22 protein-coding genes and 1 tRNA gene are annotated in these 20,064 nt (G+C 42.9%); 11 read left to right on the top strand and 12 right to left on the bottom strand.

From position 1 onward, the window contains the following. A complete protein-coding gene (locus tag V7S65_RS03305; RefSeq protein ID WP_336386197.1) occupies nucleotides 1-561 on the bottom strand; it encodes a flavin reductase family protein in 561 nt (186 codons plus the stop codon). A gap of 172 nt (nucleotides 562-733) precedes the next feature. On the opposite strand from V7S65_RS03305, the gene V7S65_RS03300 reads away from it, so the two are divergent. Next, on the top strand, nucleotides 734-2,992 hold the full coding sequence (locus tag V7S65_RS03300) for a M60 family metallopeptidase (RefSeq protein ID WP_336386198.1): 2,259 nt from the start codon (nucleotides 734-736) through the stop codon (nucleotides 2,990-2,992). A gap of 6 nt (nucleotides 2,993-2,998) precedes the next feature. Here V7S65_RS03300 and V7S65_RS03295 read toward each other — a convergent pair whose 3' ends face one another. From V7S65_RS03295 to V7S65_RS03280, 4 genes are read right to left on the bottom strand one after another with little or no spacing between them, the layout of a single operon-like run. Continuing rightward, entirely contained in the window at nucleotides 2,999-3,868 is an 870-nt protein-coding gene (locus V7S65_RS03295) for an AraC family transcriptional regulator (protein WP_336386199.1), read from the bottom strand. Between the two features lie 36 nt (nucleotides 3,869-3,904). Then, entirely contained in the window at nucleotides 3,905-4,240 is a 336-nt protein-coding gene (locus V7S65_RS03290; protein WP_079468237.1) for a hypothetical protein, read from the bottom strand. 32 nt (nucleotides 4,241-4,272) lie between these two features. Then, a complete protein-coding gene (locus V7S65_RS03285; RefSeq protein WP_336386200.1) occupies nucleotides 4,273-4,896 on the bottom strand; it encodes an SCO family protein in 624 nt (207 codons plus the stop codon). After that, nucleotides 4,896-5,177: a YHS domain-containing protein gene (locus V7S65_RS03280; protein WP_336386201.1), complete on the bottom strand. Its 282-nt coding sequence runs from the start codon at nucleotides 5,175-5,177 to the stop codon at nucleotides 4,896-4,898. Before V7S65_RS03280 ends, V7S65_RS03285 begins: the two co-directional genes overlap by 1 nt. A 335-nt stretch (nucleotides 5,178-5,512) precedes the next feature. On the opposite strand from V7S65_RS03280, the gene V7S65_RS03275 reads away from it, so the two are divergent. Continuing rightward, nucleotides 5,513-6,049, top strand: a complete 537-nt coding sequence (locus V7S65_RS03275) for a class I SAM-dependent methyltransferase (RefSeq protein WP_336386202.1) — start codon at nucleotides 5,513-5,515, stop codon at nucleotides 6,047-6,049. A 62-nt stretch (nucleotides 6,050-6,111) separates the two neighbouring features. Here the strand turns inward: V7S65_RS03275 and V7S65_RS03270 are convergent, their stop codons facing one another. The 3 genes from V7S65_RS03270 to V7S65_RS03260 are packed head-to-tail and all read right to left on the bottom strand — an operon-like array spanning nucleotide 6,112 to nucleotide 10,587. Continuing rightward, entirely contained in the window at nucleotides 6,112-7,362 is a 1,251-nt protein-coding gene (locus V7S65_RS03270; RefSeq protein ID WP_079468241.1) for a hypothetical protein, read from the bottom strand. 26 nt (nucleotides 7,363-7,388) lie between these two features. Next, nucleotides 7,389-9,851: a TonB-dependent receptor gene (locus V7S65_RS03265; RefSeq protein ID WP_339545141.1), complete on the bottom strand. Its 2,463-nt coding sequence runs from the start codon at nucleotides 9,849-9,851 to the stop codon at nucleotides 7,389-7,391. Nucleotides 9,852-9,894: 43 nt separating this feature from the next. Continuing rightward, nucleotides 9,895-10,587: a hypothetical protein gene (locus V7S65_RS03260; RefSeq protein ID WP_336386204.1), complete on the bottom strand. Its 693-nt coding sequence runs from the start codon at nucleotides 10,585-10,587 to the stop codon at nucleotides 9,895-9,897. A gap of 198 nt (nucleotides 10,588-10,785) precedes the next feature. Between V7S65_RS03260 and V7S65_RS03255 the strand changes: the two genes are divergently transcribed. From V7S65_RS03255 to V7S65_RS03230, 6 genes are all read left to right on the top strand, one after another. Then, nucleotides 10,786-11,325, top strand: coding sequence for a sigma-70 family RNA polymerase sigma factor (locus V7S65_RS03255; protein WP_336386205.1), 540 nt, complete (start codon nucleotides 10,786-10,788; stop codon nucleotides 11,323-11,325). 77 nt (nucleotides 11,326-11,402) lie between these two features. Beyond that, nucleotides 11,403-11,476 (top strand) — tRNA-Pro (locus V7S65_RS03250). Nucleotides 11,477-11,626: 150 nt separating this feature from the next. Further along, complete coding sequence (locus tag V7S65_RS03245) at nucleotides 11,627-12,349, top strand: helix-turn-helix transcriptional regulator (RefSeq protein ID WP_336386206.1); 723 nt, start codon at nucleotides 11,627-11,629, stop codon at nucleotides 12,347-12,349. A gap of 58 nt (nucleotides 12,350-12,407) precedes the next feature. Further along, nucleotides 12,408-12,959 (top strand): VOC family protein, encoded by a 552-nt coding sequence (locus V7S65_RS03240; RefSeq protein ID WP_336386207.1) that lies wholly within the window; start codon nucleotides 12,408-12,410, stop codon nucleotides 12,957-12,959. 758 nt (nucleotides 12,960-13,717) lie between these two features. Continuing rightward, a complete protein-coding gene (locus V7S65_RS03235; RefSeq protein ID WP_336386208.1) occupies nucleotides 13,718-14,620 on the top strand; it encodes an SDR family NAD(P)-dependent oxidoreductase in 903 nt (300 codons plus the stop codon). Nucleotides 14,621-14,634: 14 nt separating this feature from the next. Further along, nucleotides 14,635-15,438, top strand: a complete 804-nt coding sequence (locus V7S65_RS03230) for a helix-turn-helix domain-containing protein (protein WP_336386209.1) — start codon at nucleotides 14,635-14,637, stop codon at nucleotides 15,436-15,438. 418 nt (nucleotides 15,439-15,856) lie between these two features. On the opposite strand, the gene V7S65_RS03225 is transcribed toward V7S65_RS03230, so the two are convergent. Together V7S65_RS03225 and V7S65_RS03220 are read right to left on the bottom strand one after the other, a co-directional pair. Further along, nucleotides 15,857-16,147: a hypothetical protein gene (locus V7S65_RS03225; protein ID WP_079468263.1), complete on the bottom strand. Its 291-nt coding sequence runs from the start codon at nucleotides 16,145-16,147 to the stop codon at nucleotides 15,857-15,859. Between the two features lie 10 nt (nucleotides 16,148-16,157). Next, the gene (locus V7S65_RS03220) at nucleotides 16,158-16,607 is read right to left on the bottom strand and encodes an Hsp20/alpha crystallin family protein (protein WP_336386210.1); all 450 of its coding nucleotides are present in this window, start codon (nucleotides 16,605-16,607) and stop codon (nucleotides 16,158-16,160) included. 223 nt (nucleotides 16,608-16,830) lie between these two features. Here V7S65_RS03220 and V7S65_RS03215 point away from each other — a divergent pair, with 223 nt between their 5' ends. Further along, a complete protein-coding gene (locus tag V7S65_RS03215; protein ID WP_339545136.1) occupies nucleotides 16,831-17,061 on the top strand; it encodes a hypothetical protein in 231 nt (76 codons plus the stop codon). 227 nt (nucleotides 17,062-17,288) lie between these two features. Here V7S65_RS03215 and V7S65_RS03210 read toward each other — a convergent pair whose 3' ends face one another. Continuing rightward, the gene (locus V7S65_RS03210) at nucleotides 17,289-17,846 is read right to left on the bottom strand and encodes a hypothetical protein (protein WP_079468265.1); all 558 of its coding nucleotides are present in this window, start codon (nucleotides 17,844-17,846) and stop codon (nucleotides 17,289-17,291) included. 126 nt (nucleotides 17,847-17,972) lie between these two features. Here V7S65_RS03210 and V7S65_RS03205 point away from each other — a divergent pair, with 126 nt between their 5' ends. Beyond that, a complete protein-coding gene (locus V7S65_RS03205) occupies nucleotides 17,973-18,851 on the top strand; it encodes a LysR substrate-binding domain-containing protein (protein WP_336386211.1) in 879 nt (292 codons plus the stop codon). Between the two features lie 320 nt (nucleotides 18,852-19,171). Continuing rightward, nucleotides 19,172-19,468, top strand: coding sequence for a hypothetical protein (locus V7S65_RS03200; protein ID WP_336386212.1), 297 nt, complete (start codon nucleotides 19,172-19,174; stop codon nucleotides 19,466-19,468). 124 nt (nucleotides 19,469-19,592) lie between these two features. On the opposite strand, the gene V7S65_RS03195 is transcribed toward V7S65_RS03200, so the two are convergent. After that, entirely contained in the window at nucleotides 19,593-20,060 is a 468-nt protein-coding gene (locus tag V7S65_RS03195; RefSeq protein ID WP_336386213.1) for a hypothetical protein, read from the bottom strand. Nucleotides 20,061-20,064: the final 4 nt, after the last annotated feature.

Raw genomic sequence — 20,064 nt, 5'->3', positions numbered from 1 at the left:
CTAAAGATTCTGGTTCTTAAATTTCTTTCTCAAGTTAATATGTTTTCCCGATACCATAAAGATGCCTTCTCCCCTGTAATGCACCGTTTTCGGGTACTTTGGATAAACAGCCGCCCGGGCGCTCACCACTTCCAGGATAAAGAAATTGTATCCTTTCAGGAGTTGCGTATCGGCCACCCTGCATTCATAGTTCGCATAGCACTCCTTTATCAATGGCGCTTTCACCATGTTTCCTTCCTCTTCCGTAAGACCGAATTTCCGGAACTTATCCAAATGAGCGCCGGTGGTGTTGCCGATCCCTACGATCTCTTCTACCAGGTGAACAGCAGGAATATTGATCACACACTCGCCGCTTTTCCGGATCATCTCATAACTGTGATTGGCGGCAGTGATCATACACCCTATCAGCGACGGGGAAAACTCCATCACGGTATGCCACCCCATCGTCATGATGTTGGTGTGGTTTTTCCAGCGGGAACTGACCAGCACAATGGGACCGGGTTCCAGGAATCTGCGGATCTCCGCTACCGGCAAATCTGCCTTTTTGTAAGCTCTTCTCATAACAGGCTATTTTAGTGCAGGGCTGCAATAATCATACACAACAATGGCCGCCACACATTGTTGACCTGCAGTGGAAGATCGTTAATCCTATCAAGCAAAGGAAGATCTTCGCCGCTGTGTTTATTCTTATTAAATTAGAAGGCAGGCGCATCCGCCTGTTATTAATAAACCCATGACATCAAAGACATTTATATCCGTCATTTTCACCGGCTTTCTTCTTTTCATCCATCATTCATTACCGGCGCAGCAAACCGATACAAAGCGCCTGCTGAATAATGTTCCCCTGGTAATGATGCCTGCTGCCCCGGATGATGCGAGTTTCACCATCCCTTTAAATGAAAAACCAACCGTTATTGCCACGGCGCCCGAAAAAGAAACAAAGCAGCACTTCCCTGTTATCATCAGCTCCCGGCTGGATAAAGGCCGGATACTGATTATAGGGTCTGATCAATATTTTAAAAAGCCCCTGTTAAAGGATAAGCACATACAGCAGTTGCTGCGGAATTCAATTACATGGGCTGCCAATAGCAACAGCAAAACCATCCAGGTATGGGGCAGCAACAGCGATCTTCCATCATTTTTACATCTCCTGAAAGGATATAAAAATATAGCCGATACCGTTAGTATCAACCCGTCAACCGGCATTATTATCCTGACGCAGGAAATTACCGATACCGTTAAAAGAAATAACCTGGAAGCATTTGTAAGAAAAGGAGGCGCCTTAATATTTGGTTCTCCTGTTAACAGCATTTTAAACCAGCAGAAAATAAATTATTTTGACATGGGCTTAAACCAGCTTTTTATTAAAGCAGGTATGTTTCATGTTACCTCGACGCTGAAACCGGAAGATAAAAAAGGAACGCTGACGACCAGTTCCATTCCTGCTTACGTTAATATTTCTTCCTTACTGGCCGCATTTAAAACACCCGGATTTATACCCGCAGCTGCTGAAGCAGACAGCTACAGCAGTACCATCGCCAACTATTTGTTTAATAACCCCGATACCACTGCTATATCAAATGAAATCAGGGCAATGTTTGGGAACCGGCAGGAGCCAATCATTCCATCTCCCGCACATCCTCTCTGGAAAGAGGATATAAAAAACCGGCTCACCTACCATGTGCAAAACTACCTGGAAATGCAACGCCAGCAACGACATACCGACACCGGGTATATCCATCCTGCCGGCAAAATATTTCCCGGAGAAGTGAGTAAAACGGCTCAAAGAGTGAATGAGCAGGTAGTTATCCCCATAAAAAAAGGCACACAGGGTTTACTGGAACCCGACGGCGTTTTTTACAGGTGGCACAGCACCGGCTTATATGTGGCTGCCGGCGATACCGTAAGTATTACCATTTTCCCAGGCTGTATTCCGCAACAGCTGAAAGCGCAGATAGGCGTACATGAAGACAATCTAAATCATATGGACTATTATGTGCGCCATTACGATAATCTGACGAAAACTTTTGAACTGGACAAAACCACTACTACTATTTTTTCCCCGTTTGGAGGACTGCTCATGATTAAGGTGCCCGACACCACTTCGCTGACAACAATTAACGTTCAGGTAAACGGAGCGGTTAAAAGTCCTTACTTCAAATCGGGCGTTACCAGTATGGCCGACTGGAAAAACACCATCCGCAACTACCCCGGGCCGTGGGCTGAACTGGCCACTGATAAAATTATTCTCACAGTGCCTTCCTACCGTATCCGTCAACTGGACGACCCTGAAAAACTCATGAAGTTCTGGGATGAAGTTATGGATGCTGATGCCAGGCTCGCGGATATTGCTCCCGACAGGGTTCATCCGGAAAGGATTATTATTGATCAACAGGTGGCCTTCGGTTATATGTACACGGCGCCGCATAAAATTGTAGCGCCCGACGATGAAAGCTGCACCCTGATGCTCGATGAGGCGCAACTCCGCAGCAAAGGCTCCTGGGGACATTTTCATGAACTGGGCCACCGCCACCAGTTCTGGGGCATTGATTTCAGCGGCCTCGGAGAAGTAACGGTAAACCTCTACACCATGTACGTATACGACCAGGTACTGCATAAAGGACTTTATAATCATGAAAACATCAGCAGCAGGCAGGCCGTTATTGATGAAGTGAAGAACTACATGAAAGGCCAGCCCGGCTTCGACAAATTTTGCGAAGACCCGTTCCTCGCCTTAAAAATGTACATCGAAATAATTGAACAATTCGGGTGGCAGCCGATTGCTGAAGTCTTCAAAAAATACCGGTCCTTACCCGCCTCACAATACCCCGTATCAGAGGCGGACAAAAGGGATTACTGGTTTACGTGCATCAGCGCCGCCACGCAAAAAGATCTTTCCCTCTTCTTTGAAAAGTGGCAGGTGCCTGTTACTGAAAATGCGAAGAAGGCAGTACGTAATTATCCCCCGTGGTTGCCGGAAGAACTCAGGTAAATATTTTTACTGTTGATTTCTCCGGAAACTTTCCGGTGTCATGCCGGCATTTTTACCAAAGAAGGTGACGAAATACGATGCGCTTTCAAACTGCAGTTCTTTGGCTACTTCTGCCACCGACAATCCCGTGTAATGCAGCAGGCGCTGTGCTTCCAGCGTGATCCTTTTGCGGATCAGCTCTCCGCTGGACAGCCCGTTGTATTCCCTGCACAGTTTATTCAGGTAGTTGGTGGTGATATTTAATTGCCCCGCGTAAAAGGAAGGGGTTTTATGCTGTATGAAATGCCCCTCCAGCAACAATTTGAACTGCCGCAGTTTTTCTTCTTTATTACTTTTCCGCTCTATTCCGGAGGAAGGGTTGAAATGCCTGTCGAGGTTACAAAGCAGGATATTCAGGTACGACCGCAGCACGTTACCGGCGCCTTTGTCCCTTCCATAAAATTCCTGGTGCATAAACCGGGTGATCTGGTTCCATTCTGTTGCCTTGTTTTCTTCCAGGCATACTTCGTGTATGCTTTCTTTGTTCAGGAAAGAAAAGTTGAGCAGTACATTATTGTTATATCTCAGGGAGAAAAAACTTTCTGTAAAGCAGATCACGTTGCCGCGGGCGGTGTTGTTAATATGTATGCTGCATATGCTGCCGGGTTTCACACAAATGATTTTCGGATGATCCAGCCGGATAACAGTGCCGTCAATTACCGCGGTGCCGTGTGCGCTTTCGATGCACAGCAGCATGTAGAACATTTGCCTGTGGGGCTGTTCTAGCAGCGGGTACTTTTCAGGTATACATCCGAGGCTGCCTATCCAGAAAAAATCATTACCGGTGTCAAACATGTCAGCAGATAACACAGCTATTTCGCTGGATTTCATACTCATGTAGTAGCTTAATGATGTTGAACGTAAGAAGAGGAATTACGCCATAGTAGCGGGAGGCCGGAATACCTGCCTGATAAGCAGTTGAGGGAAGCAGGGCGACTGGTAATCGCAGAAGGTGACGAAGCTTTCCGGTGATATGGGTTTTACCGGGGCAAGATCATATTGCTGGCAGAAGAGGGTGATTTCTTTAAGCCGGAGGCCTGTGGTGTTTTCGGGTTTATCGTTTTCTTTTATTTTCTTTTCCAGGAAGCAGGAGCCTTTACAAACCGGGATAAGATCGAACCGGTTGATACAAAGTTCGGAGGCGATATAGTTCCTGTTAAGATAAAATGCGGCTACTATCCAGCAGTTACCCGTGCTTTGTAAAAGCATGATACACAAAAGCCATATGGATAGTATTCTTTTCAATTTTCTTTTAGTAAGATGTTAATATCGTTTATCAGCCGGGTTGTTTCCTGTGGGTCTGTGCCGTTATATACCCCGCGTATGTGCCGGGCTTTATCCACCAGCAGGAGTCCGCCGCTGTGTACAAAGCCCCCGGGAGCGGTGCTGTCTTTATACGCCGTGGAAAAATATCCTTTTTCTGCCAGGCGGTAAATGGTATCCTGGTTACCGGTAACAAAGCGCCATCTGGGGCCTGTCACTTCCAGGCCGGCTGCATATGCCTTCAGCCGCGGGATGGAGTCGTCTTCCGGATCAATGGTGTGCGACAGGAAGCGGATGCCATCGTTTGTTTTAAAGGTGTTGTACACCTTCTTCATCTCCACAGTCATCTTCGGGCATATATTCGGGCACGACAAAAAGATAAAATCAGCCACATAGATCTTACCGGCAAAGGACTGTTCATTTACGGCCAGACTATCCTGATCCGTAAACGAAAACGGTGGAACGACCGGGTAAATGGTGTCATACACCGTTTTCCCGTTATCCTGACGCGCTGTTACCGCAGGCTCGCCCAGTATGGGCAGCTTTTTCGCCGGCGATGCACATCCGGATACCAGTAAAGCCAGCAGGAGTATCTTCTTCATTACTTCATGACAAGTGTGTAAGCCGCCGGCTTTAATAAAAAGCTATCCTTGCAGGCGGAGGAGCAAAATCCGAGAACGGCGCCCTGATAATGTGCAGTATCATAAATCCCTGCCTTGATGGGCATCCTGCATATGGGATCTCTCCGATTGGCTACCAGCGAGGTATCGTACTGAACTTCCTCCGGGGTTGCCGCCATTGAGGAATCGCTCGTTTCGTGGCTGGTGTTGCCGCCGCAGGCGGCCAGTGTAGTCATTAAAAATAATCCTATATAAGCCTTCATGCCTGTTTATTTTTCATTACCAGCCGCAAAAATAGGGATTAAAATGAAGGGAGGGGAAAAATGAACGGGACAATAGTTTAGAAAAAGGTTCCATTCGAAACGTGTAAACCTAATCAGGACTATACTCCCTATACCAGGCCCAGGCATACGCCATTATAGGATAAGCCGTAGATAACCCGTATATAAGCCGTATATAAGCCGTATATAAGCCGTAGATAAGCTGTATCTAAAGAGATACGGCTTATCTATAACTTATCAGTATTTTATCTAATGCTTTAATACGGAATTTACCAACCTGGCATCAGGGTGCCCCCTTCTTTGTACCTTTATTGGCTATGGATATAAGAGATGCCATTGCGCTGATAAATCATACACCGGTTACTGACAGAGCCCAAACCGTTTGGGCGGATCTTGGATGCGGGTCAGGTTTGTTTACCTATGCCTTAGCCAACCTGCTGGCAACTGGCAGCACTATTTATGCGTGGGACAAAGCACGCCCTGCGTTATCCAGCCTGCCCAATCCTCATCATATTACTATTCAACCGGGGCAACTGGATTTTCTGAAAGATGATATACCCGTATCAGGGCTAAACGGTATCCTGATGGCCAACTCCCTGCACTATGTACCCGGGAAGCCGGCCTTTATTGATAAAATAAGTACGCATCTGCAGGAAAACGGTGCTTTCCTGATAGTGGAATATGAAACTACAAAAGCCAATCCCTGGGTACCCTACCCTGTGCCGTTCCATGCTTTGAAAGCGTTGTTTCATCAGGCAGGATTTACATCTGCTGTGAAGCTGAACGAAAGACCTTCCCTGTATGGATCCGGGCATATGTATGCAGCGATGTTCAGCCGCAGGATGCCGGGATAAAAAAACAGCAAGGCGGATAGTACCACCTTGCTGTTTTTACCGGGATAACCAGTGTGTCCGTACTATTTCAACCGGCCTATCCTGCTGATACCTTTAATACCACTGTGTATTTCCACTCCTCTTTTGAGCGTATTGGCAGCCACATCATACTTAGCCACGAACCAACGGGCGTCGTCGGTTTTCAGCACTACATATACTTCGTTGCCGTTCTCAGTATAAGTGTCCATTGTTATTTGTACTTTACCTAATCCAAAACTGTTCAGGTCCTTGATTACTTTTTTATTGCGCACATCAATGATGTAAGAACCCATAAGGGCCAAACCGTTTTTAATATACACATGGTGATCCGAGCCGGCGTAGTCGCCCCAGCTAACGGCACCACTTATATTGCCCACTTCTTTCAGATCATATGCGTAATCAGGATCTATTACTGTAGTGCCGCTTTTTATGCGCAGCAGGCCATATGTTTTATTTTTGCTGATGGTAGAAAAATAATAATCGCCGTTTTCATCTGTAAAGCTGGAGGAGCTGGCATACCAGGCGCCGGATACGTGGCCCAACCTGTTGTCCTTTAACAGTTTCACATTGGTTAAGGCCGGGTAATCGCAAACCAGCATATAGGCGGTATCCAGTTTGGTAATCCAGTCGTAATAGAAACCAATAAATACCTTATTATCCCTGATAGAAAAACTGGATGGCGTAAGCGGAATATCTTTTTTTGCCATTGGGTTTCCGTTATTATCATAAATGGTAAAGCCGGGTACCGGGAACTTTACCGGGTTATTCGATTTAATGGTCATGGCTGCGGTATCAATAATATACAGGTTCTTTTCAATGACATCTTCTGCCTGGTTGTATTTTACTTCCCAGCTGAGAAAGTTTAAACCACTGTTATTGAAAAAGGTTTTCATCATCCCTAGCTGCCAGGATCCTGCACTGGCCACTATATTACCCAGCTCTTTATATTTACCGTTGATGATCCGTTGTTTACTGATAATGTTACCATCCTGCGTATAATAAAAACTACCCTGGTAAAAAACGCTGTAGATATCTGCCCAGGAAGTAATATTATCCGGCTCAATACCGGAGTTCACCGGGCTAAGCAGGGTATCTTTCATGAGATCGGCGGTGGTTAATGTATAATAGTTCTCACTGCTGGATGAATTGCCTACCGTCACGAAAATAGCGTACTCTTTTGTTTGTTTCGTATCATCCGGTTTATTGCCGGTATCGGGCGTTTTACTGCATGATTGTATGAATGGCATAGCGAATGCAGTTGCCAGTAACATACCTGCTACATTTAACTTTTTCATTTTGTTATTTTATATTAAATATTGAACTACATTAATGATACTCTCAGCTTTACATAAAAAGCACGTCCGGGTTTCTGCAACCTGAAATTGTCGTATACCCTTTCATCTGTAAAGTTTCTCGCCTCCATAGAAATGTTGTATACATCCTGTTTCCAGCTGTAAGCCAAAATGAGGCTGTGTACAGTTTGACCCGGGACAAAGTTTTTACTGCCAGGACTGCCTAATTTTGCCCAGGTGAGATAAAACCAATGCATGTACTGATACATATAATTTAGCTGTATCCTTGTTCCCTTTCCAACCAGGTCGCGTTTGCCGAGCATTAAACTGGCGTTGCCATACATCCACGGGCGGTTGGGCAACTGTTCCTTATAGGTAAGACTGATCTGCGAATTGGTAGAATCGGTATACTTCCAGTTATCCACTGCTTTATCATAGCTGATGTTGGCAGAAAGACTTATCATATCCTTATAGCCGTACCTGGCTTCCGCCTCAAAACCATAGAGTGTTACGCCGGGGAAATTGCGGCTTTGGGTGTGAATATTATCTGATAATACCTGCGATGCGATGTAATCTTTAGAATTCCTGTAAAACACCGATGCATCCAGGTTGATAAAATGCTCTCCTATAAAATGATTGTAATAGGCGCCGAGGTTGAAGTTGTCGCTACGCTCCGGTTTCAGATCGAGATTGGATACTACAAACTGTCCATTACCAAACAGGGCGGTCATCTCCGGTAAATTATATCCTCTTTCCACGGAACCTTTTATTCCCCAATCCGGCGTAATGCGGTAACGAAGCGCCAGTGATCCGCTGGGGAACCCGAAGAAATCTTTACGGGTATAAATTTCGCCGCCAACAGGTTTCCCGGCATCGTCAAACACTCTTCCGTCTAAGGTTGCTTTGGTGGTCATACCGTAATATTTAAAGGATGCCACACTGATCAACTTCTTCTTCAGCCATTGTCCCTGCCAGGCCAGTCCTATGATATGTTTGCCCTGTTTACTGGGTAAACCCGAAAGATCTTTTTTATTGGGATTGGTTTCCGCTTCGTCATATATCTTCCGCCGGGTTGTATTAAATGTATAGTTCAGGTTAAGACTGTGATTATTTTCTTTATCAAGATTATAATTAAAGTTGGCCCTTGCCGTATAGCTATTATCAAAATATTTTGTAAATACTTCGGGAATCCTCTCTCCTCCGGCGTTGGCGGCCCAGTGACCGGTCCAGTCGTAGCGATACAGGGCTGTATCCCTGTTCACATCTTTATTGCTGGAATAGTTTGCATAGAGATTGGCAAATAACCCGGGAACGATAAAATTATCTTTCCGGTATTTGATGGTTGGCATGAGATATTTGTTTTCCGTCCAGAAGCCTCCCATTACTGAATTAACAGTAGATCCCAACTGATGCTGCTTCTTATTTTCTCCATAGGTAAGGCCGATGGTGAACCAATCGGCCCACTTTACTTTTTCATAGCCTACTTCCACTTCTCCCATGGCAGAACGGTAGGTATCGTAAAAACGCCTGGCTTTATCGATGCTTACCTGTCTGTACGTGCCGGTTGCCTCATCACGCTTTACAATGCGCAAATCCACGTTGTACACGGAGTCGCTGTACATCATATAATTATTATCGGAGTAGTTATAATAGGTGCTGGCTCGTAGTTTCAGGCCGATTTTACTATCCCTGATCCCGCCTGTAAGCGCTACCTGGTGGGTATTGAAAGAGCCATAGCTATAACTGGCGTCCAAAAATTTACGGTTCTTTTGTTTCGTAATAATATTAACGGCGCCTCCCATCGCGTCTGATCCCAGGTGAGCCGGCACAACACCTTTATATACTTCGATCCGGTCTATCAGGTTTACGGGGATATTGTTCAACGTCATTGAGCTGCCGTATTGATCCATAGGGATATCATCAATATAAATTTTGGCAGCCAGTCCATTTACCTGGAAAGTAAAATCAGACCCAACACCTCCCGACTCCCTTACCAATACGCCTGTAGTACGTTTTAACACCTGGTTAATATCTGTTGATATGTTACCATATTCGTTGACGTCTATCACATTTACATTAAACCCCGATTCTTTCAGCTGTTTTACTTTATACTGATTATTACCTGTTCCTGCAACGATGACCTCATTCAGCTGGCGATTATCTTCCGTTAATGTAAAATCAATATGGGTGGACTGTCCTGCTTTCAGATAAACATCCCTTGTTTGCGGACGATATCCGATGGATGATACATATACCGTCACCTTACCCGACCGGCTGGTACTGATATCATAATTACCAACGGAATCTGCAATTGCGCCCGCATATTGTTCGTTGTTTATTTTAATAGATGCGCCGATCAGCGGTTCTCCCAGTTTGCTTTTTACCTCGCCGTAAATATGACTATCTGTTTTGGTTGCTTGTTGTTGGCCCATAGCAAGGCCGGTTACCAGGAGCAAAAATCCTGATAATATCAATGTAGAAATATGTTTCACCTTCTTTTACACTTAAAATTTAAAAAATCGACAGATACTATATTCAGATAATGATGGTGGTATAGCCATTATATTTGGCATTGATCTTCGCCGCATCCAGCTGGCTGTTTATACCCGTTGCAATGGCTTCCGGAACCGGCGCAGATTGTTGGGAATAAAGATATTTACGGTTACCGCTTTCCCGGTGTTCCGTGATAAATCCTGCTACATAAGTTCTTTTTCTTCTGCACAGAAATTTGATCATACCACTCCCTCTCTCACTACTTGTTTTTAAATACACCCATATATCCTCCCCTTTCTGGTTATTAATGATCAGAGAATTTGTATACAGCAGGCAGTTCTTATTGTCCACATACCTTAATCCACTGTTTGCCGATTCGGACAATAAAAGATTCCCGATATGTTGCTGCGCCAGCAAGTTGCTCCGTGTGTTATCAATCACTACGTAAGCGCTTTCGGGAGGCAGCCTGTTAAATCTATTCCACGAAATAATACCTGCACTGAAAAGCAGGAGCAAACAGGCAACCATCTCCACATATCTTCTTCTCCGTTCCCCGCCTATGGTACGTTTATGAATCTGCTTCCACATACGATGTTTCGCATCCTCACTATCGCCTGCTGCCCGGTTGCCGCTAAAAGCGCCCGGTTTCAACAACCATTCTTCCACGGCTTGTTTTTCCTCCTCATTGCAATGTTCATGATAGTACCTGTAAAGCAAGGATTTGTTTACGTTCATAATAACATAGTATCGAATACCCGCACGATGTCCCGGTGCATTTTCTTTTTATTCTGCTTATGACACTTTAATGGCTTTCCCTGTTTAATTTTCCCGAATGCGAAAGTCTTTTTCCCGAATTGTAAAACACCGTATGTGCAATGCGTTTACTTTTATGCCCGGCAGCATTTTTTATCAAAAATATTTCAATCATGCTTTGTGGTTAACAATGATCCTGTATCTAAAAGATCTACCTTCATTATTGATGAAGCATCTTTTGTTGCGCTATATAATCGTTACTGGTATGACGCATTATCATTAGCGCGGCAACTGATACAAGATAACTTTGTTGCAGAAGATATTGTACAGAACATTTTCATTTCACTATGGAAAAGAAAAGACTTCCTGCGGATTGATCAACCTGTTGGACACTATATAAAACGTTCTGTAAAATATGCAGTGGCCGCCTATATCCGGGACCGGTCGAAGAAAGAAACCATTCCCCTGGCATCATTGCCGGATGTTGTTCACACCACCACCGACGCTCCGCTGCTTCACAGGGAACTGCTGAGCAAACTGACTGGCTTTATTGAACAACTACCCGACCAAAACCAGAAAGTATACCATATGCGTTTCAACCATGCATTGAACAATCCACAAATAGCCAGTTTACTGGGCATCTCTGAAAAAACGGTCCGCAACCAGCTTTCGCTGGCACTTAGGCGTATACGGGCTTATCTTATAAAAGAAGGGTATTAATGTTGTTTGTGGTGCGATGAAAATTTGTGGGTGAAAATTTGCCGGATAAAGAAATATTTTTAATTTAGGGCCTCTTTCGGGATGTAGCGCAGCCCGGTAGCGCGCTTCGTTCGGGACGAAGAGGCCGCTGGTTCGAATCCAGTCATCCCGACTTGACTGGGAAAAGTGGTTAAAATACCACTTTCCCCATTTTTATTTTTGCCTGAAACCCGATTCAGGTTTTTGATTAGCTCAAATGCCCTATTTAATTTTAAAGTTCGAAATGTAATTTTCAAAGACTTCTATCTTAAAATTGAAGTTAGTGTTTGATACAGAAACATCCAGGCTTTCAAGATTAATCGCTTTATTGACACTGTTACAATCAAAGCGGTTATTTACTGCACCTGAATTTGGAGAAAAATTGGGAGTGAGTGTACGCACAATATATCGGGACATAAAAACATTAGAGCAAGCGGGAGTTCCAATTATAACAGAAGAAGGAAAAGGCTATACGCTTATGGACGGCTATAAATTGCCGCCGGCAATGCTTACAGAGGATGAAGCAAATGCTTTGATAACTGCTGAAAAACTGGTATTGACAAATAAAGACATTTCTCTTATAAAAAATTATGGTAAGGCTGTTACAAAAATAAAATCTGTATTGCGGAACGATACAAAAGACAATGTTGAATTACTTTCCAGGCGAATTGATTTTTGGCAAGCCTCAAATAATAATTATGAAGCCAGCAACCTGCTGTCTGTTGTTCAAAATGCAATTACCAATTTCCATGTGGTTAAAATTGAGTATCACGCTGCACAAAAAGATGAAATTGCACAAAGAAGCATTGAACCTTTTGCCGTTATTAATAAAGTTGGAGAGAATTGGTATTTAATTGCCTGGTGCCGTACCAGAAAAGATTTTCGGCTGTTTCGGTTTGATAGAATAAAAAAACTGCAAATCACAGAAGATACATTTACGCCACACAAAATCAACCTTCAGCAATACCTGGAAAATTACAGAAAAAATAATTTTTCAGACCCCTGACACAGGGTTGTCACAACCCGTTTTTAGTTTTGTGCTATAATCTTAAAAAATTAAAATTATGTATAGCAAAGAAGCTAAAAAAATCAAAATAGTTCCCGAAAATTATTCTGCTGTTACGCCCTGGGTTATTTCTCCATCAACGGAGAAGTTAATTGAGTTTCTGAAAGAAGCATTTGATGCTGAAGAAATTCCAAACAGCATTATCAAAAACGAAAAAGGAAGCGTTATCCACGCAGTTATTAAAATAGGAGATGCCATATTGCTGCTGTTTGATGCAAGAGAAGGTTGGGCACCAACGCCGGTTTTTCTGAATTTGTATGTAGAAGATATCGACAAATCATATCAAAGAGCTTTGGCATCAGGAGCTACATCTGTAACAGATATTACAACGCTTTGGTTTGGCGAAAAGGTTTGCAGAGTTTTAGACCCTTTTGGAAATTTGTGGTGGATTAATCAACGTATTGAAGAAGTTGATTTTACCAATCCCGAAGAAGTTCAAAAAAGAGCATCTACTCCTGAAGCGATAGCAAAAATCGGATACATTCAGCAATCACTGGACGAAGCGGTAAAAATCCAACAACACTTCCTGAAAATAAAAACAGAAGATTGATTGTCAATAGTTCGGTACTTTTTTGAAAAAAGTACCGAACTATTGAACCTTATGACTCCTACTCCGTGATGGGTTTATTATAATTTATAAAATTCTTAATCTTTTGAATTTCAATTAAATCTTCTTTTAAATGGTTCGAAATTTGTCCAGTCATCCCGACTAAAAACGCCAAACTCGTTCTAAGAGCGATTTTGGCGTTTTTTTATTCACTTGCTAATTTTTGCAATTGGCTCATTGCCAATTACTTTGGGTTCGAATCTGGTTGAGCATTTTAAGCCTCAGCTTTTGTCTTAATCCTATTGGGGATATTCGAATGGAAATTTTCAGCCAATGTTTGTGTATATCAAAAACACAAGATCAATGAGATAGTTATAGTAGCCTCCCTCACAGTATTTTGAGTACTGAATTTCAGAAACATTAAATACAATCCTTTATAAAAGAATTTCATAGCTTTAAATGCAATTTATTTAAGCCTGTATTCCATTAGTTATCCCGATTCTTTTTTATCTCATCAATTGCATTCGCAAAATTTGAGTCTAAAAGAATTTCTCTATATTATTCTGTATAATTCTTCATAATCCAGCATCTCAATGCATCTACAGCCAGATCATTTAAATAAAATTCAACTGCAACTGAGTTCGAGTTAAATCACAAGGCTTTGCATGCTATTATGAACTTTTCAGGACAGTAACTTTGGACCTTTCAGGAAAGCCACTTTACGATTTCATACTGACCTTTGTACAATAAAATTTGCAGCAATGGAAACAACAAAAGCGTATGTAATCACAGGACCAACATCAGGAATAGGCTATGCCACTGCATTGGAACTAGCTAAATATGGTACGGTAATTCTTGTAGGCAGGAACCGCGATAAGCTCGATCAAGTACAAAAAACCATTGAGGAACGTGGACAAAAGGCGTTAAGTGTAGTGTGCGACATATCAGACATTAAAAAAGTAAGAAGCGCAGCAGAACAAATAGTTGCTCTAAAGCTTCCTATAACTGGAATGCTCAACAACGCAGGCATCATGTCATCAAAAGCTGCCAAAAATGTACAAGGCTGGGACATGACCTTTGCCACCAATCATCTCGGTGCTTTCGCATTTACCGAAGCACTATCGCCTCACCTGCCTGATGGGGCAAATGTGGTGTTTATAGCTTCTGCTATTGAAGACCCTGAACGCAAGCCGGCAAAAATCATGGGCATGCGCGGAGGCCGTTACATTTCCACTGAGGCAAGTACTCGTGGTGAATGGAAAGAGGGTGGATCAAAAATGGCAGGCATAGATGCTTATGCCACATCAAAGCAATGCATACTCGCCGCTACAATGGCTCTTGCACGTGAAAGTAAGAGATTGCATTTTAATGCCGTAGAGCCAGGAATAACCCGTGGCACCAGTCTGGGGGGTGAAAGCACAAATTCAGTTGTGCGCTTTATATTTGGCCACCTTATGGCCATTATACCACCTTTCTCCCATTACAGTAGCACACCTGAGAAGTCAGCAAGAGTTATTGCAAGGGTACTGATGGATGAAACGGGCCAGACAGGGATTTATTTTGATGAAAAAGGTAACCCAATGCAAGGTTCAGAGTTGTCGCGTGATCCCAAATTTCAGGATCGTGTTGTTGCAGAAACGAGAGGACTATTGCAGAAAGTATAGTAATTTGAATCATTATGATGAAAGTAACAAATGTGAATCCAGCATATGTCATTGATGAAATTTCATCTCAGCATTTTATTGATGAGCATTATTTCATCTACGTGGTAAAAGGAATAGTGGTGCTTTATGATGGGAGTAAATACCTGGAACTGAGGTCCGGGCAAAGTTGTATTGCCCGCAAAAACAGGTTGGGGCGCTACTATAAGATGAGAGAAGACGGCGAACTGGAGAAGGTAATTCTTAACCTCGATGAGCCCTTCCTTAGAAGGTTTTATAACAAGTATAAAACAACGATAGCAAAATTCGATTCTACTGAAACATGCATTCCTGTGAACAATAGCGAATTACTGGATAGTTATATTGGATCGCTGCATCAAATATATAGCCGTGGGAAGATAAGCGAACCCTTTTCGGAGATAAAACGTGAAGAATTAATATTGATTCTACTACAGAATCAACCGGAACTTGCAGGTTTGCTTTTTGATTTTGGCATCCCAGCCAAAATCAACCTGGAAGGGTTTATGGTTCGTAATTATACGTTTAATGTCAACATAGAACGTTTTGCATTTCTTACCGGCAGAAGTATATCTGCGTTCAAACGGGATTTCAGGCACATATTCAATGAAACACCAGGCCGATGGCTGGTACTGAAGCGTCTACAAGAAGCGTACTTCCTCATTGAACAAAAAGGTATGAAACCATCAGATATTTATATAGATCTTGGCTTTGAAACCTTGTCGCATTTTTCATTTTCGTTCAAAAAGCAATTCGGAATGACTCCAACAAATCTATCTGATAAAAGACAAAGATCAGCATGAAATAAAAGTTTGCAGTTCGAAACTTGTCCAGACTGCCTCATTCTGAGTTATGCAGAGTCATGTCAGCTTATGTAGGGTTATGCAGGTTGATGTTTAGTGATGTAATTATATGTTGAATTGTGCTGAGGGCTTGAATAAAAGAGTTCGAAATGTGTCCAGCCGCCCCGACCAACTATATCAAAGCATGAAGTTCAAAACATTAAATTTCATGCTTTTTTATTTAAAAAAGGGTGCATTTTTCCGCGGGAACTCAGTTGTACTTTCACAACCTTTTCGGCGAAAATCGTCTACAGCAGGCCACTTTCATCGGGATTTGATTTACAAGTAAAGCTCCTTTCCAGATTGTTTAGCCACCAGACGATGTAATAAAAAGCTGCCTTATACAGACAGCTTCATTCATTTCTTTGTCGCCCGGTTCTTAAGAGTTAAGATTAAGCATCTTGAATGTTTCCTTCATAATCGTCTTCATATTCTCCGATACTTCACACAGGGTACAGCCCAGGGTTTGTATCACGGTGGCAATGCCTTCCTCCTGAGCTACAAGATCCATCCGCAGCATAGCAGTACCGGTAAGAGCTGGCGTTCCCTGCAACCGGGCGAACATTTCGCAGGCGGTTTCTTTATCAGTACCAATAAAGAACCTGCCTGTTTCAATATAACCTTCCGGCACACGCATATTCATGATAATTTCATAGCTGGCTGAGGTCATATGAATATTTTTACGCTACCTGGATAGTACGTGGTCCTTTTTGTTTTGCTTCTTCTTTTTTCGGAATAGTAAGATGCAGCAAGCCATTCTCGTAGCGGGCGTTTATTTTGTCTTCGTCCACCACGTCTTTTGCCAGCTCAAAACTGCGCTGGAAAGACTGGTAGCTGAACTCCCGCCTTGTATAATTCTGTTCTTTCTTTTCCTCCTGCTGCTGTTTTGCAGAAGAAATGGTGAGCAGGCTACCATCCAGTGTAATGCTGAAGTCTCCTTTTTCCATACCGGGAGCGGCTACTTCCACTTCAAAAGCGTCCGTGGTTTCCTTAATATTCACGGCCGGTACAGTGGTACTGGTAGATGAGAAGTTATTGTTTCCCCAGTTGAAAAGTTCGCGGCCAAAAAAGTCGTCGAACAGCGAAGGGAATGCAGGAAATGTGTTCCCGTTTCTTTTGATCAGTGACATAATTAACCTCCTTTTAAATAAGTGAACAATAAATTGTTTTTAAATATCGGTTGGCCAACCTTTCGCCTTTGTTTCCGCAACCAGAATGCCAAGGCGGTCCGGGACTGATCTTTTTTCAGTAATCCTGTCATTTTTTCCCGGGAGCGAAATTTTTGTCAGTAGGGAAGTGTATAGCAATGTTGTGAGCCTGTCTTCATAAAACCCTTCAAGAGGAATTTTTCAGATGATAACCACTGCATCTAATAGTCTTACCAACGTCATCGAATTTAACGAGGCCAGCACACCAAAGCACTTTGACCTGAAGGCATTGTTATCGGACATCACACGATTATATGCCATGATGGGCTATAAAAAGAAAATAATCATCAGCCTGTTAAACGATCATGTCACCATCATTTTTTTTCGAGAATACAGTTGGTTGAACAGCCGCCCTGACAGAAAGCATTTCAAGTAATGAAATTCCAAAATTCATTTTGATTTTACCAGCTTATTTTAACACAAAACGTGCAGGAACTACCTGGTGAACCAAATGCTTTTCGGCGCAAATCCGCACCTGATTGGATGCCCAGTCGATCTGTCATCCCATTTCTGCTTTTCATACTGGCTTCTGACCCTGGAATCTCTTAGGCGACACCCACCGGTGCATAATGAAAAAAGGCACCTGCTCCCATTATACTGAAATTAAAAAGGCAAATTATACTTTCCGAACAAGGCTTTATTCTCAATGCTCTTTGCAAAGTTGGGTGTTTCTTCACGATTATGCGCGTCTGAGGCTTCCTGTCTGGCTTTAGCTGCCTGGGCAAGACTAATTCCATGCTCGCTGATGAACTTTTGGAATTCCGGGGTAGCAGTTGCATGAATACTGTTTGTATATCGGGTGGTCTTTTCATCTATACGCTCAGCCTTTAGCTCCCACAGGACCTGTACTTTGGATCGGCCACTGGCTGTGAGTGTGTCCGAAATGGACAACATACGACAATAGTCCGGACGATGGACTGTTGCTACGTAATGTTGAATAACCAAGGCATCGCCAATGGTTTCAACATTGATAGACATGGGCTCTCCATCATAGGTAGTTGTATTGCCCGCTGCGATATGGTGTGCGGAGCAGCGCTGGTATTCGGCGTCCGGCAGGTTAAGGAGCCAGTCAGCAATATTTACCTTTTCAAAGGGCGCATTGATAATTGCGCTTACAGTTGATGCAGACAAAGCATTTTCATTCGTTTGTTTGATTTCCATGATTTTTTGTTTTTGTTGAAACAAAGCTTGCAAATATTTCTAAATCGTAAAAACTCATTTTTTCGATTTAATACATCGATATTTTCGATTTATAAAATATAGATTTGCAATAAAAATGATAATGATATGGAATTACGACAATTGAAATATTTTATCCACGCTGCTGAACTACTCAACTTTACCAACGCTGCCGCTGAACTATACATCACCCAAAGCACGCTTTCGCAACAGATCAAGCAATTGGAAGATGACCTTTGCGTTCCCCTGTTCGACAGACTGGGTAAACGTGTCAGGCTTACGGACGCCGGTAATCAGTTCCTCTCACACGCCCGCAAGACGCTCAGGGAGGCTGATGAAGGGAGGCAGGTTTTACAAGATCTTATTGGTTTGAAGACCGGCAATCTCACTGTTGGGGCGACATATGGTCTCACAGCGGTATTGGTGGAGGCCATCGCGGCATTCAATGATCGTTACCCAGGCATTAGTATTCAAATAATTTTCGGCTCAACTGAATATTTGCTTGAATGTGTTTATAAGGCCAAAATTGACTGCATGCTCTCCTTCATGCCTGTGCAACCCAGCGACAGCTTAGACATAAAACCATTGTTTACTGCTACGCTTTCCCTGGTTGTTCACCGATCGAACGAAATGACTAAGCGTAGAAAAGTGGCTTTGCAACAATTAACCAGGCTACAATTGGCGCTACCGGCGAAGAGTTATAGCGTACGAAATTATCTTGACGAGGCTCTTGCAAATGAGGGTATAAAGTTGCCAGGTGCGATTGAGGTTAATGATATTAATGCGTTGCTGCAACTGGCGGATACCGGGAGGTGGTGCACTGTGCTAATGAGTAGTTCCCTATTTAATTTTCCATCATTAAAGGCAATACCACTTGAAGGAACAGGCATGCAAAGGCAGGCGACCATAACTCTGCCGTTGGGCGTTTACCAGAAAAAATCGTTAGTCGCTTTTCGCGAAATTATTTCAAAAAAAACAGGGAAATAAAAGGGGGCCAGGTGATTGATTGAAGAGTGTCTTAACCGGGGGCGAGGGGTTATCTGTCTTTATGCCATTGTCCTTTAATATTTATATGCGCTTTTCGTTAGCCGGATTTAATTTTACAGATTTCTTATAAAAACAGATCATGAGTAGTATGGTCTATAATGATACAAATTGGCAACAATATGATACAAATTGATGAAGGGATTAAATAAAGTCTCATTAACTTTTGAGAAGTTTAATCACATTAATCTTCTAAAAGTTATCTTATGACCCAAAAGACGCTACTTGTAACTGCAGCCGTCATTCTTAGCTGCAGTTTTACTATGAAAGCAACTTCCGCGTTCAAACAGACTGATTCCATACCTGGCCTGCACACGCCGGCTTTCGCTTGGAATTTCATCTATGCCTTCGGCAATGGTCCTGTACCTGGCTTAAGCTGGTCAGGAAATTATTTGTATGTCTCTTCCGGAAGTTACGTGGTGTATTCCGCAAACGGATACGGATTCCTTACACCATCTACCCCGGTTTACTGTAATGCTGCAGACAATGCAAACACCTATGTAGAGGTTTCTGTAACAGGCAGTGGCAGCCCATCATACTATGATTTCCAGGAGTACTGATTAAAAAAGAACAGCGCTTTGAAAAAGGTGCTGTTCTTTTCATTCCGGTAATTTTATCAGCGAAAGTGCCTTCTTTCCGTATCCATATACGCCAGTGCGGCAGATCTTTTATCTTCAGGATCCATTAATTGAACTTGTAGACGCTCAGGAAAATAATGATCAGAATAATACAAAGCTGCACAATATGGAATGTTCGTAATTTGTCCTTTAAATTCAGCACCCGAACGATCAAGTCATGTGCATTCGAGCCAATCGCCTTTCTGAGTTTTATACCAAGGCGTGCGCCGTAGAAAATATTGTTGCCGATCAAAAGAAGAACAAAGACAATTTTGATCCTGAACCACAATTGTTGCGCCATCAATCCATGAGTAAAGATGATCATGCCTGCACCTGTGACTACGAGCACTCCCGCGCCAATTCCAATCAATTTTGGAAATTTGGCAGTAGCCGTCAGTATCCCTATTGCCCGTTCATTTTGACGGCCAAATAGTCGCCAGAATGTCTGGTAGTTAATAAAATCGATCAGCGTAGTGCCCACCATCAGGATAAGCGCTATTAAATGCACCATAAGTAAAAAGTGAAATATTGACATCTTC

Origin of the sequence: Chitinophaga sp. CCNWYY40 (assembly GCF_037483205.1) — a bacterium.
GTDB classification, from domain to species: Bacteria; Bacteroidota; Bacteroidia; order Chitinophagales; family Chitinophagaceae; genus Chitinophaga; species Chitinophaga ginsengisegetis.
Note: the sequence above shows the minus strand (reverse complement) of the source record. Positions and strands in the feature narration are given on the sequence as shown.

Bases quoted from the DNA above. Each gene is read 5' to 3' on its own strand.
- V7S65_RS03295 (WP_336386199.1), bottom strand. From the start codon at position 3,868: ATGAGTATGAAATCCAGCGAAATAGCTGTGTTATCTGCTGACATGTTT.
- V7S65_RS03260 (WP_336386204.1), bottom strand. From the start codon at position 10,587: ATGAACGTAAACAAATCCTTGCTTTACAGGTACTATCATGAACATTGC.
- V7S65_RS03275 (WP_336386202.1), top strand. From the start codon at position 5,513: ATGGATATAAGAGATGCCATTGCGCTGATAAATCATACACCGGTTACT.
- V7S65_RS03280 (WP_336386201.1), bottom strand. From the start codon at position 5,177: ATGAAGGCTTATATAGGATTATTTTTAATGACTACACTGGCCGCCTGC.
- V7S65_RS03195 (WP_336386213.1), bottom strand. From the start codon at position 20,060: ATGTCAATATTTCACTTTTTACTTATGGTGCATTTAATAGCGCTTATC.
- V7S65_RS03285 (WP_336386200.1), bottom strand. From the start codon at position 4,896: ATGAAGAAGATACTCCTGCTGGCTTTACTGGTATCCGGATGTGCATCG.
- V7S65_RS03290 (WP_079468237.1), bottom strand. From the start codon at position 4,240: ATGCTTTTACAAAGCACGGGTAACTGCTGGATAGTAGCCGCATTTTAT.
- V7S65_RS03300 (WP_336386198.1), top strand. From the start codon at position 734: ATGACATCAAAGACATTTATATCCGTCATTTTCACCGGCTTTCTTCTT.
- V7S65_RS03220 (WP_336386210.1), bottom strand. From the start codon at position 16,607: ATGTCACTGATCAAAAGAAACGGGAACACATTTCCTGCATTCCCTTCG.
- V7S65_RS03210 (WP_079468265.1), bottom strand. From the start codon at position 17,846: ATGGAAATCAAACAAACGAATGAAAATGCTTTGTCTGCATCAACTGTA.
- V7S65_RS03200 (WP_336386212.1), top strand. From the start codon at position 19,172: ATGAAAGCAACTTCCGCGTTCAAACAGACTGATTCCATACCTGGCCTG.
- V7S65_RS03235 (WP_336386208.1), top strand. From the start codon at position 13,718: ATGGAAACAACAAAAGCGTATGTAATCACAGGACCAACATCAGGAATA.
- V7S65_RS03270 (WP_079468241.1), bottom strand. From the start codon at position 7,362: ATGAAAAAGTTAAATGTAGCAGGTATGTTACTGGCAACTGCATTCGCT.
- V7S65_RS03205 (WP_336386211.1), top strand. From the start codon at position 17,973: ATGGAATTACGACAATTGAAATATTTTATCCACGCTGCTGAACTACTC.
- V7S65_RS03240 (WP_336386207.1), top strand. From the start codon at position 12,408: ATGTATAGCAAAGAAGCTAAAAAAATCAAAATAGTTCCCGAAAATTAT.
- V7S65_RS03305 (WP_336386197.1), bottom strand. From the start codon at position 561: ATGAGAAGAGCTTACAAAAAGGCAGATTTGCCGGTAGCGGAGATCCGC.
- V7S65_RS03215 (WP_339545136.1), top strand. From the start codon at position 16,831: ATGATAACCACTGCATCTAATAGTCTTACCAACGTCATCGAATTTAAC.
- V7S65_RS03225 (WP_079468263.1), bottom strand. From the start codon at position 16,147: ATGACCTCAGCCAGCTATGAAATTATCATGAATATGCGTGTGCCGGAA.
- V7S65_RS03230 (WP_336386209.1), top strand. From the start codon at position 14,635: ATGATGAAAGTAACAAATGTGAATCCAGCATATGTCATTGATGAAATT.